General features: G+C 71.8%; 12 protein-coding genes and 2 pseudogenes. 10 read left to right on the top strand and 4 right to left on the bottom strand.

What is annotated here, in order from left to right; genetic code table 11:
- Positions 1–7 precede the first annotated feature (7 nt).
- From ACIBTV_RS09690 to rny, 9 genes and pseudogenes are all read left to right on the top strand, one after another.
- A complete protein-coding gene (locus ACIBTV_RS09690) occupies positions 8–1,348 on the top strand; it encodes an aminotransferase class I/II-fold pyridoxal phosphate-dependent enzyme (RefSeq protein WP_396703591.1) in 1,341 nt (446 codons plus the stop codon).
- Positions 1,349–1,591: 243 nt separating this feature from the next.
- The gene (locus ACIBTV_RS09685) at positions 1,592–2,296 is read left to right on the top strand and encodes a UdgX family uracil-DNA binding protein (RefSeq protein WP_396703590.1); all 705 of its coding nucleotides are present in this window, start codon (positions 1,592–1,594) and stop codon (positions 2,294–2,296) included.
- 116 nt (positions 2,297–2,412) lie between these two features.
- The gene (locus tag ACIBTV_RS09680; RefSeq protein ID WP_396703589.1) at positions 2,413–3,735 is read left to right on the top strand and encodes an MFS transporter; all 1,323 of its coding nucleotides are present in this window, start codon (positions 2,413–2,415) and stop codon (positions 3,733–3,735) included.
- A 4-nt stretch (positions 3,736–3,739) separates the two neighbouring features.
- Entirely contained in the window at positions 3,740–3,940 is a 201-nt protein-coding gene (locus ACIBTV_RS09675) for a DUF3046 domain-containing protein (RefSeq protein ID WP_091590778.1), read from the top strand.
- A gap of 184 nt (positions 3,941–4,124) precedes the next feature.
- A pseudogene (recA, locus tag ACIBTV_RS09670) lies at positions 4,125–4,976 on the top strand (recombinase RecA); the annotation flags it as partial.
- 60 nt (positions 4,977–5,036) lie between these two features.
- Positions 5,037–5,591: pseudogene (locus ACIBTV_RS09665) on the top strand (LAGLIDADG endonuclease); the annotation flags it as partial.
- 171 nt (positions 5,592–5,762) lie between these two features.
- Entirely contained in the window at positions 5,763–6,263 is a 501-nt protein-coding gene (locus tag ACIBTV_RS09660; RefSeq protein WP_396703769.1) for a hypothetical protein, read from the top strand.
- An 8-nt stretch (positions 6,264–6,271) separates the two neighbouring features.
- A complete protein-coding gene (locus ACIBTV_RS09655) occupies positions 6,272–6,967 on the top strand; it encodes a regulatory protein RecX (protein WP_396703588.1) in 696 nt (231 codons plus the stop codon).
- Between the two features lie 576 nt (positions 6,968–7,543).
- Positions 7,544–9,310: a ribonuclease Y gene (gene rny, locus ACIBTV_RS09650; protein ID WP_396703587.1), complete on the top strand. Its 1,767-nt coding sequence runs from the start codon at positions 7,544–7,546 to the stop codon at positions 9,308–9,310.
- A gap of 67 nt (positions 9,311–9,377) precedes the next feature.
- On the opposite strand, the gene ACIBTV_RS09645 is transcribed toward rny, so the two are convergent.
- The 4 genes from ACIBTV_RS09645 to ACIBTV_RS09630 all read right to left on the bottom strand — a co-directional run bounded on the left by ACIBTV_RS09645 (position 9,378) and on the right by ACIBTV_RS09630 (position 12,790).
- Positions 9,378–10,253, bottom strand: coding sequence for an amino acid ABC transporter permease (locus ACIBTV_RS09645; protein ID WP_396703586.1), 876 nt, complete (start codon positions 10,251–10,253; stop codon positions 9,378–9,380).
- A 52-nt stretch (positions 10,254–10,305) separates the two neighbouring features.
- Positions 10,306–10,962, bottom strand: a complete 657-nt coding sequence (locus tag ACIBTV_RS09640; protein ID WP_396703584.1) for an amino acid ABC transporter permease — start codon at positions 10,960–10,962, stop codon at positions 10,306–10,308.
- A 77-nt stretch (positions 10,963–11,039) separates the two neighbouring features.
- A complete protein-coding gene (locus tag ACIBTV_RS09635; RefSeq protein WP_396703583.1) occupies positions 11,040–11,975 on the bottom strand; it encodes a glutamate ABC transporter substrate-binding protein in 936 nt (311 codons plus the stop codon).
- Between the two features lie 59 nt (positions 11,976–12,034).
- The gene (locus ACIBTV_RS09630; RefSeq protein ID WP_396703582.1) at positions 12,035–12,790 is read right to left on the bottom strand and encodes an amino acid ABC transporter ATP-binding protein; all 756 of its coding nucleotides are present in this window, start codon (positions 12,788–12,790) and stop codon (positions 12,035–12,037) included.
- Positions 12,791–12,983: 193 nt separating this feature from the next.
- On the opposite strand from ACIBTV_RS09630, the gene selD reads away from it, so the two are divergent.
- The gene (selD, locus tag ACIBTV_RS09625) at positions 12,984–13,973 is read left to right on the top strand and encodes a selenide, water dikinase SelD (protein WP_396703581.1); all 990 of its coding nucleotides are present in this window, start codon (positions 12,984–12,986) and stop codon (positions 13,971–13,973) included.
- The last annotated feature ends 140 nt before the right edge of the window (positions 13,974–14,113 follow it).

Here is a 14,113-nt window from a genome sequence, read left to right as displayed (position 1 = left end):
CCGATTTGTGTCAGCACGCTATCAGCTCACCGGGACGACGGCCGTCGAGATTTCGGCCAGCATCGAGTCCGGCATCCGCACCGACGCCCTGCCCCCGGGCACGGCCCTGCCGCCGGTCCGGGCTCTCGCCGCCGAGCTGTCGGTCAGCCCGGCCACCGTCGCGCGGGCCTACCAGGAGCTACGCCAACGCGGGTTGGTCGCCACCGCCGGGCGGCACGGCACCCGGGTGCGGCCCCGCCCGCCGGTCGCCGCCCGGCGCGGTGCCCTGCGCCCGCCACCCGCACCCGGCCTGCGCGACCTCTCCGCCGGTGAACCCGACCCGCGCCTGCTGCCGCCGCTCGGCCCGCACCTGGCCGCCCTCGCCGCCGACGCCGGCGCACCGATCACCTACTCGGGCGCCGGAGTGCTGCCCGAGCTGGCCGAGGCGGCCCGGGCCCGGCTCGCCGCCGACGGCGTACCGGCGGGGGAGTTGACCATCACCGGCGGGGCGCTGGACGGCATCGAGCGACTGCTCGGCGCGCACCTGAGCCCCGGTGACGCGGTCGCCGTGGAGGATCCGGGCTGGGCCAACCTGCTCGACCTGGTCGCCGCCCTGGGGCTGCGCCCGATCGGCGTACCGGTCGACGACGAGGGGCCGATCGTCGCCGGCGTGGCCGCGGCCCTGGCGGCCGGTGCGCGGGCGCTCATCGTGACCAGTCGCGCGCAGAACCCCACCGGCGCCGCGCTCACCGCGGCCCGCGCCGCCGCGCTGCGGGACCTCCTCGCCGGCCGGCCGGACCTGCTCCTCGTCGAGGACGACCACGCCGCCGAACTGGCCCGCGTACCGCTGCACCCGCTGGCCGGGGCGACCGCGCACTGGGCCTTCCTCCGCTCGGTCAGCAAACCCTTCGGGCCCGACCTGCGACTGGCGGTGCTGACCGGCGACGAGACCACGGTGGCCCGGGTCGCCGGCCGGGCCCGGGCCGGCGCCGGCTGGGTGTCCACCGTGCTGCAACGGCTCGTGCTGGCCCTCTGGCGCGACCCGAGCGTCACCGAGCTGATCGCGCACGCGGCCGACAGCTACGACCGGCGGCGCCAGGCGCTGCTCGCGGCGCTGGCCACGCGCGGGCTCGTCGGGCGCGGCCGCAGCGGCATCAACGTCTGGCTGCCGGTGCCCGACGAGACCAGCGCGGTCACCGCGCTGCGCGACGCCGGCTGGTCGGTCGCGCCCGGCGCCCTCTACCGCATCGCCGGGCCGCCCGGCCTGCGCATCACCGTCAGCCCCCTGGCGGACGCCGACATCGAGCCCCTGGCCGATGCCCTGACCCGCGCCCTCCACCCCGCGCCCCCACCCCACCTCACCGCCTGACCCGTGGGTCGGGACAGGTCTGGTGGGGTGCCGGGTGGGTATGCGTGGTGTCGGAGGTGGGTCATGTCCACGGGGGCGAGGAGAGGCATCTGGATCGCGATCGCGGTGGCGGTGATCGTGATCATCATCGTGATCATTGCGCTGATGTCCGGCGGGGGCGGAGGCGGCGGCGGGTACTGAGCGACGGCCCAGTGGCGGCCGGCGGTCCGACGCAGCCGCCCGAAGACGTATATAACAGTCGACATGGCCCAGCAGAGCGAGAGCGCACCCGGCGCCCAGCGGTTCATCCCGCCCGACGCCGACACCCTCGACGAGCTGCGGGCCGCCGCCGGTGGCTGCCGCGGCTGCGAGCTCTACCGGGACGCGACGCAGACGGTGTTCGGCCGCGGCGACGAGAGCGCCCGGCTGGTCTTCGTCGGTGAACAGCCCGGCGACATGGAGGACCAGCAGGGGCTGCCCTTCGTCGGGCCCGCCGGTCGGCTGCTGCGCCGGGCGGTCGACGACGCGGGCCTCGACCCGAGGCACATCTATCTGACGAACACCGTGAAGCACTTCCGTTTCGAGCTGCGCGGCAAGCGGCGCATCCACCAGACCCCGGACGCGGTGCACATCACCGCCTGCCGGCCGTGGCTGGTCGCGGAGTTCGCCCGGCTGCACCCGGAGGTCATCGTGGTGCTCGGCGCCACCGCCGCCAAGGCGCTGCTCGGCCCCGCCTTCCGGGTCACGAGGCAGCGGGGCGAGCTGCTGCCCTGGCCGGCCGCCGCCCAGCACCCGGAGGACTTCCAGCGGGTGCCGGTGGACAGCGCCGGGAAGACCGCCGACGTCCCGCAGGCCCGGCTGCTGGCCACCATCCACCCCTCGGCGGTGCTGCGCGCCGACAACCAGGAGGTCGCGTACGAGGGGCTGGTCGCCGATCTCACCGTGGCCGCCCGCGCGCTCGCCGCGTAGCCGACACGGGCCTGGTGCCGGCGCCCGCGGCGAAACCGGGTGCCACCGGACGGGCCGGGTGCGCGAGGATGGGCAGGTCCTCCCCGTTCCTCACCCGTTCCCGCCGGAGCCGCCCCATGGCCACGGTCCTGCCCACGCCGGTCGCCGCACCGGACGTCGCGCCCATCCAGCGGCGCACCCTGAGCCTGCTCTTCGGCACCCAGATCATCGGCGGGATCGGTGTCACCATCGGCATCTCGGTGGGCGCGCTGCTCGCCGCCCGGGTCGCCGGCACCGCCGTCGCCGGTCTGGCGCAGAGCGCCGCCGTGGTGGGCGGGGCCCTGCTGGCGGTTCCGGTCACCCGGATCATGACCGGGCACGGGCGGCGACCGGGGCTGGCCGTCGCGTACCTGGCCGGTGCCGTGGGCGCCGCGCTGGTGGTGCTCGCCACGGTCAACCGCTGGGTGCCGCTGCTGTTCGTCGGGATGCTGCTCTTCGGCGGTGGCACCGCCGCCAACCTCCAGGCCCGCTACGCCGCCGTGGACCTCGCCGAACCGACCCGGCGGGCCCGACAGCTCTCGCTGATCGTCTGGGCCACCACCATCGGGGCGGTGGCCGCGCCGAACTTCGCCGCGCTGGCCGACCACACCACCAGCGACTGGGGTCTGCCCCCGCTGGCCGGCCCGTTCGCGTTCAGCGCGGCGGCGTTCGTGCTCGCCGCCGGCGTACTCCTGGTGCTGCTGCGGCCCGACCCGCTGCTCACCGCGCGCCGGCTCGCGGCGGCCGCCGGGTCCGACGTCAGCCCACCGGCCGAGGCCGTCGCTCCGCCGGCCCGGTCCGCCCGGCGCGGCGCGGGGATGCGTGCGGCGTGGCAGGTCGTACGCGGCCTGCCGGCCGCCCGGCTCGGCATCGTCGCCGTGGCGGTGGGCCACGTGGTGATGGTGGCGGTCATGTCGATGACACCGGTGCGGCTCGGCGAGTCGCACTCCGACGCCGACGTGCTGCGGGTGGTGGGTGTCGTGCTGAGCCTGCACATCGCCGGCATGTACGCGCTCTCGCCGCTGGTGGGCTGGCTCACCGACCGGCTCGGCCGGCGCGCGGTGATCCTCGCCGGGGTCGCGCTGCTGCTCGCGGCGTGCGCGGTCGCCGGCACCGCGGGGCACCACACGCCCCGGCTCTCGGTCGGTCTGGTCCTGCTCGGCCTGGGCTGGTCCGGCACCATGGTGGCGGGCTCCACGCTGCTGTCCGAGTCGGTGCCGTCGGACGTCCGACCGAGCGTGCAGGGCTTCTCGGACCTGACGATGGGGCTGGCCGGCGCGGTGGCCGCCGCGGCCAGCGGGTTTGTCATGCGGGCGGCGGGTTATCCGGTTCTCACCCTGCTCGCGGCGGTCGCGACGGTGCCGCTGGTGGCGCTAGCGTTGCGTCCGGTGTCGGCGGGGACACCGGACGAGGAGGAATGATCACGTGCGGCTGACCGACTTCTGGACCCGGTTGGAGGAGGCGTTCGGCCCCGGCTACGCGGCCAGCATCGCCTCCGACCAGGTGCTCTCCCAGCTCGGCGGGCGGACCATCGAACAGGCCATCGCGGCGGGGGAGGAGACGCACGTGGTGTGGCGGGCGGTCTGTGCCGCCTATCCCGACCGGGTGCCCGCGCGGCTACGCTGAGCAGCCTTTTCGGTCTATCCGCGTGTCGCTTGCCGAGTCGTACACCTGTTCGGCTATTGTCCACAGCGGGGTGCTCGTCCACAGCTCGCGGCCCGTCGGCTGGTTTTCTGTCGGACCCAGCGCCTAGCGTGTCCGCGTGACGCGAAGCTCAGCAAAGACGCCGGCGAAGGCAGGGGTGGCAACCATGGCAGCAGGGCCTGACCGGGAGAAGGCACTCGACCTTGCTCTCGCTCAGATCGACAAGCAGTTCGGCAAGGGCTCGGTGATGCGCCTGGGGGAGCGTCCGGTCGTCCAGACCGCGATCATCCCGACCGGCTCCATCGCGCTCGACGTGGCGCTCGGCGTGGGCGGTCTGCCGCGCGGCCGGGTCGTCGAGATCTACGGCCCGGAGTCCAGCGGTAAGACCACGGTCGCCCTGCACGCGGTGGCCAACGCCCAGCGCAACGGTGGCATCGCCGCCTTCATCGACGCCGAGCACGCGCTCGACCCGGAATACGCGAAGGCCCTCGGCGTCGACACCGACGCGATGCTGGTCTCCCAGCCGGACACCGGCGAGCAGGCGCTGGAGATCGCCGACATGCTGGTCCGCTCCGGCGCGCTCGACATCATCGTGATCGACTCGGTGGCCGCGCTGGTGCCACGCGCCGAGATCGAGGGCGAGATGGGTGACAGCCACGTGGGTCTCCAGGCTCGGCTGATGAGCCAGGCGCTGCGGAAGATCACCGGCGTGCTCAACCACACCGGCACCACGGCGATCTTCATCAACCAGCTCCGCGAGAAGATCGGCGTGATGTTCGGGTGCATGTCGTACTCGACCAGGGTCACCTTGGCCGACGGCACGCAGGAGAAGATCGGCAAGATCGTCAACCAGCGGATGGATGTCGAGGTTCTCTCCTACAACCCGGAGACCGACCGGGTCGAGCCGAAGCGGATCGTGAACTGGTTCAACAACGGCCCGGCGGAAGAGTTCCTTCAGTTCACCGTGGCCAAGTCGGGCGGCAACGGGCGGGCCCAGTTCGCGGCCACGGCCAACCACCTGGTGCGTACGCCCGGGGGATGGCGGGAAGCCGGCGAACTCGTCGCCGGTGACCGCGTCATGCTGGCGGAGCCGAGGCGGCTCAGCGAACAGCAGTGGCAGGTCGTGCTCGGCTCGCTGATGGGCGATGCCGCTCTCTCGCCGAACCGCCAGGATCGTTCCGGCGTCCGTCTCCGTCTCGGGCACGGCGCGCAGCAGGTTGACTACCTCGACTGGAAGGTCTCCCTGCTCGGCAACATCAACCATTCGCGGCACACCGACGCTCGTGGCGCCACGTTCGTCGACTTCACTCCGCTGCCCGAGTTGGGCGAGCTGCGCCAAGCCGTCTACCTGGGTGACGGTAAGAAGCACCTCAGCTGGGACTACCTCAAGGCGCTCACGCCCTTGGCGCTCGCCGTGTGGTACATGGACGACGGTTGCTTCACGCTTCGGTCGAAGGGCGTGCAGCAGCGTACGGCCGGCGGTTCGGGGCGGATCGAGATCTGCGTCGAGGCGATGGCCGAGGGGAGTCGGGACCGGCTGACCGAGCACCTGCGCGACGCCTACGGGCTGGATGTGAAGCTGGTTTCCCGAGGCTCCCGTGGCACGGCGTCGATCATCTTCTCCACCGCCGCATCGGCCCGTTTCCATGAGCTGATCGCGCCCTATGTGCCGGCAGCGATGGAGTCGAAGCTCCTGCCGAGGTTCCATGGCCAGTGTCGCATTGAGCCGCAGTTCGTCTCGGCCGAGCTGACGCCGGTTCCGGCTCGGATCATCGATGTGCACATCAAGCCGAAGACCCGGTCGATGAACCGGTTCGACATCGAGGTAGAGGGCAACCACAACTACTTCGTCGACGGTGTCATGGTGCACAACAGCCCGGAGACCACCACCGGTGGTCGGGCGCTGAAGTTCTACGCCTCGGTCCGGCTCGACGTCCGGCGCATCGAGAGCCTCAAGGACGGCACCGACGTGGTCGGCAACCGGACCCGGGTCAAGGTCGTGAAGAACAAGGTCGCGGCGCCGTTCAAGCAGGCCGAGTTCGACATCATGTACGGCAAGGGCATCTCGCGCGAGGGTTCGCTGATCGATGTCGGCGTCGAGCAGGCGATCATTCGCAAGTCCGGCGCCTGGTACACCTACGAGGGTGACCAGCTGGGCCAGGGCAAGGAGAAGGCCCGGGAGTTCCTCAAGGAGAACCCCGACGTGGCGGCCGAGATCGAGAAGAAGATCCTGGAGAAGCTCGGCGTCGGGGTCGGCGTGAGCGACGCGGCCGGTGGCCCGGAGCTGCCGCCGGTCGACTTCTGATCTGAGCCGTGGCAGGTCGACGTGCCCGCACGGGGCGAGGCTGGGATGCCAGCCCGCCCCGCGCGGCTGACGCCGGTGGTCCGCCGCGACCCCGCCGCGGTCGACGCGGCCGGTCCGACGAGGCCGAGCCGGAGGCGCCCTCCCCGCCACGGGACGAGGCCGAGGTGGCCCGGGAGATCTGCCTCCGCCAGCTCGCCGTCCGCCCGCGCACCCGCGCCGAGCTGGCTGGCGCGCTGGCGAAGCGGGGCATCTCCGACGAGGTGTCGGCGGAGGTGCTCGACCGCTACGACGAGGTCGGCATCATCGACGACGCCGCCTTCGCCCGTGCCTGGGTGTCGAGCCGGCACGCGGGACGTGGGCTGGCCCGCCGGGCGCTCGCCAACGAGCTGCGCCAGCGCGGCGTCGACGGTGAGGTAGCCAGCGAGGCGCTCGGCGAGCTGGACGAGGAGACCGAGGCGGAGACCGCCCGGGCGCTGGTGGAGCGGAAGCTGCGTACGGCCCGGGGTGAGCCCGACGCCGTGTTCCGTCGCCTCGTCGGGATGCTGGCCCGCAAGGGCTACCCGCCCGGCGTGGCGATCCGGGCGGTGAAGGACGCCCTCGCCGCGCAGAGCGCCGAGGCGGCCGAGTTCGCCGAGCACATCGACGCCGACGCCCTCGCCGACGCGGAGGGCGAACTGGACCGGGACAGCCGCACGGCAGACTGATCGCCCCCGGCCGACGGCGGTGCCAGGCGTGCCCAGCCGGGCAGATCGTCGCCCAGCGCCCGGGCCCCCACCCGGTCCGCCCGGGCCCCCACCCGGCCCATCCGGCCGGCGTTCGGCGGGAGGCGGTGGTGTTTGTCCGCTGGTGTCCGGCGTGAGGTCAGCGCTCAGTGACGCGCCAACTTCTCTCCGTTCGGGGGGTTTGATCATGAGTTCTTGACCAGACCGCCCTCGGAGACCTAGCCTCGCCATACAGGTTCACATTGCCCGACCATCGCAGGCTAAGCGCACAACATAGATCGCGTAACAGAACAGCATCACTTTGGCCGACTCTCCGGCCACTGGCGACAGCTCCGGACAGGCCGGTCCGGAGCGGCCGCGACAACTGCACCCGGCCGCCGACGATGCCCGAGGGCACCGCCGGCGGAGAAAGCTACCCTTTCACGGCCAGCCGCTCCGGTCGGGCGTCCAGAGTCGCGGGACCATGCCGTCGGCACGGCTCCCGCGGCGCCCACGTTCAGGGGAGGCGGGCATGACCGGGCGGCACAGATTCACGGGCGGTCCACATGGGGTCCCGGCATGAGCGCCCTCGACGTGGCGCTCCTCGTCGCCGTCCTCGTCCTGATGGCGGTGGTGGTCGGCGCGGTCGTGCTGGGCGCCCGGGCGCTGCGGCGGTTCCAGGCGCAGCCGTCCGCTGAGGACCCGGCGTTCATCGCCGAGAAGGACCGCCAGGAGCAGTCCCTGGCCGCCCTGCGCAGCGCCGCGAACGAGGCGAACAGCACCATCGACGTGGCGAAGTCGGCGGCCGCCGCCGCCCGTGCGGAGGCTGCCGCGGCGAAGGCCGAGGCGAAGGCGGCCCGCGCGGAGGCGCGACGGGTGCTCGACGACGCCCGCGCCGAGGCGGACACCGTGCTGGAGCGGGCCCACAAGCAGGCCGAGGTCGACGCGGAGCAGCTGCGTACGGCCGCCCGGCGCAGCGGCGAGCGGGAGGTGGCCGTGCTGGCCGCGACCACCCGGGAGCAGGCGGCCGAGGTCGAACGGCGCGCGGCCCGGATGGACGAGCGGGAGCGGCTGCACACCGAGGAGGTCGAGCGGCTCGCCGAGCGGGAGCGTCAGCTCACCGCCGCCAGCGCCGCGCTCTCCGCCCGGGAGGCCGCGCTCGCCCGTCGGGAGGCGGAGCTGACCGAAGCGGAGGAGCTGCGCCGACGGGAGCTGGAGCGGGTGGCCGGGCTGACCGCCGACGCCGCCCGCACCGAGCTGGTCGAGGCCATCGAGACCCAGGCCAAGCGCGAGGCGGCGCTGCTGGTCCGCGACATTGAGGCGGACGCCCGCAGCACCGCCGAGCAGCGGGCCCGGCACATCGTGGTCGACGCGATCCAGCGCGTGGCGAGCGAACAGACCGCGGAGAGCGTGGTCAGCGTCCTGCACCTGCCCGGGGACGAGATGAAGGGGCGGATCATCGGCCGGGAGGGGCGCAACATCCGCGCCTTCGAGTCGGTGACCGGGGTGAACCTGATCATCGACGACACCCCGGAGGCGGTGCTGCTCTCCTGCTTCGACCCGGTCCGACGGGAGGTGGGCCGGCTCACCCTGGAGAAGCTGGTCCTCGACGGGCGGATCCACCCGCATCGGATCGAGGAGGTCTACGACCTGGCCCGGCAGGAGGTCGACCAGCTCTGCCGGCGGGCCGCCGAGGACGCCCTGGTCGAGGTCGGCATCACCGAGATCCACCCGGAGCTGGTCACCCTGCTCGGCCGGCTGCGTTACCGCACGTCGTACGGACAGAACGTGCTCAAGCACCTCGTCGAGACCGCGCACATCGCCGGCGTCATGGCCGCCGAGCTGAAGCTGGACGTGCCGACCATCAAGCGGTCGGCGTTCCTGCACGACATCGGCAAGGCGCTCACCCACGAGGTGGAGGGCAGCCACGCCATCATCGGCGCCGACCTGGCCCGCAAGTACGGCGAGAGCGAGGACGTGGTGCACGCCATCGAGGCGCACCACAACGAGGTGCCGCCGCAGACGATCGAGGCGGTGCTGACCCAGGCGTCCGACGCCTGCTCGGGCGGGCGGCCGGGGGCCCGGCGGGAGAGCCTGGAGGCGTACGTCAAGCGGCTGGAGCGGATCGAGGAGATCGCGGCGAGCAAGCTCGGCGTGGAGAAGGTCTTCGCGATGCAGGCGGGCCGGGAGATCCGGGTGATGGTCAAGCCGGACGACGTCGACGACATCGGTGCCGCCGTGCTGGCCCGGGACGTGGCCAAGCAGATCGAGGAGGAGCTGACCTACCCGGGGCAGATCCGGGTGACCGTGGTCCGCGAGTCCCGGGTCACCGAGATCGCCCGCTGAGGCGCCGCGGGTGCGACGAGAGAGGGGCGGGTGGCCGATGGCCACCCGCCCCTCGTCGTGGGTGCGATCAGATGGCGGTCTGCCCGGCCGCCCCGCCGGTCTCGACCGCCGGCAGCGGCTTCGCGGAGGTGCGCGCCCGACCCATCCGCTTCTGAAGCCACCAGGCGAGGACCGACAGCATCCCGCAGATGGCGATGTAGATCGCGGCGATGATCAGGTACGTGGGCACGTACGGCAGACCGAACGGCAGTCGGCCGCCGATCTGCTTGCCGACGAACAGCAGCTCCGGGTAGGTGATGATGAAGCCGAGCGCGGTGTCCTTGAGCAGGACGACGAGCTGGCTCACGATCGCCGGCAGCATCGAGCGCACCGCCTGCGGCAGCAGGATCAGCCGCAGCACCTGGTTCTTGCGCAGGCCGATCGCGTACGCGCCCTCGGACTGGCCGCGCGGCACGGCGTTGATGCCGGCCCGGAAGATCTCCGCCAGCACCGAGCCGTTGTAGAGCGTGAGCCCGATGACCAGCGCCCACAGCTTGTCGATCGACCAGCCGTACTGCAGCGGCACGTAGTAGCCGAAGAAGATCAGGATGAGCAGTGGGATGGCCCGGAACAGCTCCACGACGAAGGTGGCGGGGCTGCGCAGGATCCACTTGTCGCTCAGCCGGGCGCTCGCGAACACGGCGCCGAAGAGCAGCGCGAGGACGGCGGCGATCCCGGCCGCCTTGAGCGTCGCCCCGAGCCCGTTGAGCAACTCGCGCTGCACCGAGACGTACTGGAACTGCTCCCACTTGCGGGCCTCGAACTGCCCGGTGTCGTAGAACTTGTAGCCGACGAACGCGATCAGCGCGACGATGGCGAGCGTCGAGGCGACGCCGAGCAGCGCGTTGCGCCGCTTGGCCCGAGGGCCGGGCAGGTCGTAGAGGACCGAGGCCTGCGTGCTCATCCGTGCCACCCTCCGTTCGTCGCCGTGCGATCCGTCCGTACGCTTCGCGCGCTCATCGGGCCACCGCCCACTTGCGCTCCATGACGCGCTGCAGCGCGACCAGCGGCAGGATCAGGATGAGGAAGCCGATGGTGATCCAGAGCAGCACGGCGAACTGCGGCTCACCACGCTCCGACATGTACGCCGGGATGGCGCCCGCCTCCAGCACGGAGAAGCCGGCCGCGATCGTGGTGTTCTTCAGCATGGCGATGAACACGCTCATCATCGGCGGGACCATGGCGCGCAGCGCCTGCGGCAGCACGATCAGCGTGAGCACCTGCCCGAAGGTCATGCCCAGTGCCCGGGCCGCCTCCGCCTGTCCGGCGGCGACCGTGTTCACGCCGGAGCGGACCACCTCGCAGACGAACGCCGAGGTGTAGACGATCAGCGCGATGCAGGCGCTGGGGAAGTAGTCGATGTTGATGTCCAGCTTCGGCACCCCGAACACCAGGATTGCGAAGACCAGCGTCAACGGGGTGTTGCGGACCAGGTTGACGTACGTGGCGCCGAAGGCCCGCAGCGCCGGGACGGGGGAGACCCGCATCGCGCCGAGCAGCGTGCCGAGGACGAGACTGCCGACGCCGGCGATCAGGAACAGTTTGACGGTGTTGATGAACCCGTCGCGGAACAGGTCCGCGTTGTCCGTCAGTACGCGGAAGAACTCGCCCATGCCTCGCTCTCAGTCCTCGGGCGGACGCCGGGCGGGACGAACCCCGCCCGGCGTCGCGTCATGTGTCGAACTGTCGCTCAGTACCGCTCGAGCTGCGGCGGGGTGCCCGCCGAACCCGACTTGCCGAGCGTGCCGTCGTAGATCTTCTGCCAGGTGCCGTCGGTGAACGCCGCCGCGATCTGGTCGTTCACGTAGTCACGCAGCGCCTTGTCGTCCTTCGGCAGGCCGATGCCGTACTTCTCGGTGCTGAACGGCTGGCCGACGACCTTGAGCTCGTCCGGGTTCTGCGCCGCGTAGCCCTTGAGGATGGCGTCGTCGGTGGTCACCGCGTCGACCTTCTTGTCCAGCAGCTGCGAGACGCACTCGGAGTAGGTCTTGAACTCGACGATGTTCTCCGGCTCGGTGAGCCCCTCGTCGCGGATCTTCTGGATCGGGGTGGACCCGGTCGCGGAGCAGACCTTCTTGCCCTTGAGCGCGTCCTTGCCGGTGATGGCCGACTCGTCCTTGCGGACCAGCAGGTCCTGACCGGCCACGAAGTACGGCCCGGCGAAGGAGATGTCGTTCTTGCGCTTGTCGGTGATCGAGTAGGTGCCGACGTAGTAGTCGACCTCACCACCCTTGATCGCGGTCTCGCGGTTCGCGGACGCGATCTCCTTGTACTCGATCTTCGCCGGGTCGACGCCGAGCTTGCTGGCGACGTACTGGGCGATCTCGATGTCGAAGCCGCACCGGGTGCCCTGGGCGTCCTTGTAGCCGAGGTTCGGCTGGTCGAACTTGACGCCGATGACGACCTTGCCGGCCGACTTGATCTTGTCGAAGGTCGGGCTGCCGGCGACCGCCGCGTCCGCCTTCGGGGTGAAGGTCGCGCCGGAGGTGGTGCAGGTGTCGGACTGGGCGCCGCCGGAGGTGCTACCACCGGCGCTGGGGGTCGGGTTCCCCTCCTTGCCGCAGGCCGCGGCAGAGAGGGCGAGCGAGGCCATCATGGCAACCGCCGCCACGCGCTTCATACGCATACTCTTCTCCTTCTTCGACGAAGCGCGCCGGGGGACGACGCGCTTCGGGTACGGACGCACTAGTGCGTGAGGATCTTGGAGAGGAAGTCCTTGGCCCGCTCGCTGCGCGGGTTGGCGAAGAACTCCGCCGGCGGCGCGTCCTCCACCAACTGCCCGTCGGCCATGAAGATGACCCGGTTGGCGGCGTGGCGGGCGAAGCCCATCTCGTGGGTGACCACCACCATCGTCATGCCCTCCCGGGCGAGCGAGGTCATCACGTCGAGCACCTCGCCGACCATCTCCGGGTCGAGCGCGCTGGTGGGCTCGTCGAAGAGCAGGGCCTTGGGCTGCATGGCCAGGGCCCGGGCGATCGCGGCCCGCTGCTGCTGACCACCGGAGAGCTGGGCCGGGAACTTGTCGGCCTGGTTGGCGATGCCGACCCGGTCGAGCAGGGCGAGGCCACGCTCTCGGGCCGCCGCCGGCTTCTCCTTGCGGACCTTAATCGGCCCGAGGGCGACGTTCTCCAGGATGGTCTTGTGCGCGAAGAGGTTGAACGACTGGAACACCATGCCGACCTCGCTGCGCAGCCTGGCGAGGGCCTTGCCCTCCGCGGGCAGCTGCTGCCCGTCGAAGGTGATGGTGCCGGAGTTGATCGGCTCGAGTCGGTTGATGGTGCGGCAGAGCGTCGACTTGCCGGAGCCGGACGGGCCGATCACCACGACGACCTCGCCGCGGCCGACCGAGAGTGAGACGTCGTCCAGCACGTGCAGCGGCCCGAACCACTTGTTGACCGAATCCAGCACGATGAGCGGTTCGCCCGTCGTCACGTCGTCCACCGTCCCTGTCGTCTACGGGTCGGGGTCGGATGCCCCCGGTTGGGGGCAACTGTAGGCGGGGGGATGTGGCGGAACGCAACTCAGTTGGTCACGGAGCGGTAACACCACCGGTGATCCCCGCCGGGAGTCCGAATTCGACCGCGAAAAGACCGCGACGGTGGCGCGCGGCGGTCCGCGCCGCAATCATGAGGCTATGACCGAACCGGTACGCCTCACCCGCTACGCGCGCGGCGGCGGATGTGCCTGCAAGATCCCTCCGGGTGAGCTGGAGGCGATGGTGGCGGGCCTCGGCCCGGCCACCGGCGCCGCCGAGCTGCTGGTCGGTCTGGACCACGGCGACGATGCCGCGGTCGTCCGCCTGGACGAGCGCACCGGCCTGGTCAGCACCGCCGACTTCTTCACCCCCGTGGTGGACGGCGCCTACGACTGGGGCCGCATCGCCGCGGCCAACGCGCTGTCCGATGTGTACGCCATGGGCGGCACCCCGCTGGTCGCGCTGAACCTGCTCTGCTGGCCGCGGGACGTGCTAGCGCTGGAGTTGGCGCGCGAGGTGCTGCGCGGCGGGCAGGACGTCGCCCGGGAGGCGGGCTGCCACCTGGCCGGCGGCCACAGCGTCGACGACGACGGCCCCAAGTACGGGCTGGCGGTGACCGGCGTGGTCCGTCCGGAGGAACTCATCACACTGGACGCGGGACGGGCGGGTCTGCCGTTGTCGCTGACCAAGCCCCTCGGCGTGGGAGTGCTGAACACCCGGCACAAGTCCACCGGCGAGACGTTCCCCGAGGCGGTGGCCGCGATGAGCACCCTCAATCGGGATGCCGCGCGGGCGGCGGTCGCCGCCGGCGTCCGCTGCGGCACCGACGTGACCGGCTTCGGCCTGCTCGGGCACGCCTCCAAGCTGGGCCGGGCCAGCGGGTTGACCGTGGCGATCGACGCGGCGAGCGTGCCCTACCTGGCCGGGGCGCGGGAGGCGGTGCGCGACGGCTACGTCAGCGGCGGCAGCCGGCGCAACCTGGACTGGGTGACCCCGTGGACCGACTTCGGCGCCGCCGGCGAGGACGAGCGGTTGCTGCTGGCCGACGCGCAGACCTCGGGCGGCCTGCTCGTCGCGGGCGAGGTGCCGGGCGCGCCGATCGTCGGTGAGTTGCAGCCGCGCGGCGAGCACCTGGTCGTCATCCGCTGAGCCGGCGGCCCGCCGGTGTGAATGTCGGAGGTCGGACACGGCCTACTCCCACCGGGGAAAGCGGCACCATACCCGATAAACTGTCATCTTCCGGCTCGTCGACGGAAGGCCATCCCTGCAAATTTTGCCCGGAATGGTCA

Source organism: Micromonospora sp. NPDC049366 (assembly GCF_044466625.1).
Classification (GTDB): Bacteria; Actinomycetota; Actinomycetes; order Mycobacteriales; family Micromonosporaceae; genus Micromonospora.
This window is presented reverse-complemented; position numbering and strand designations above follow the sequence as displayed.

Excerpts from the sequence above, each read along its gene's own strand:
- selD (WP_396703581.1), top strand. The coding sequence starts at position 12,984 with ATGACCGAACCGGTACGCCTCACCCGCTACGCGCGCGGCGGCGGATGT.
- ACIBTV_RS09680 (WP_396703589.1), top strand. The coding sequence starts at position 2,413 with ATGGCCACGGTCCTGCCCACGCCGGTCGCCGCACCGGACGTCGCGCCC.
- rny (WP_396703587.1), top strand. The coding sequence starts at position 7,544 with ATGAGCGCCCTCGACGTGGCGCTCCTCGTCGCCGTCCTCGTCCTGATG.
- ACIBTV_RS09645 (WP_396703586.1), bottom strand. The coding sequence starts at position 10,253 with ATGAGCACGCAGGCCTCGGTCCTCTACGACCTGCCCGGCCCTCGGGCC.
- ACIBTV_RS09635 (WP_396703583.1), bottom strand. The coding sequence starts at position 11,975 with ATGCGTATGAAGCGCGTGGCGGCGGTTGCCATGATGGCCTCGCTCGCC.
- ACIBTV_RS09685 (WP_396703590.1), top strand. The coding sequence starts at position 1,592 with ATGGCCCAGCAGAGCGAGAGCGCACCCGGCGCCCAGCGGTTCATCCCG.
- ACIBTV_RS09660 (WP_396703769.1), top strand. The coding sequence starts at position 5,763 with ATGAACCGGTTCGACATCGAGGTAGAGGGCAACCACAACTACTTCGTC.
- ACIBTV_RS09640 (WP_396703584.1), bottom strand. The coding sequence starts at position 10,962 with ATGGGCGAGTTCTTCCGCGTACTGACGGACAACGCGGACCTGTTCCGC.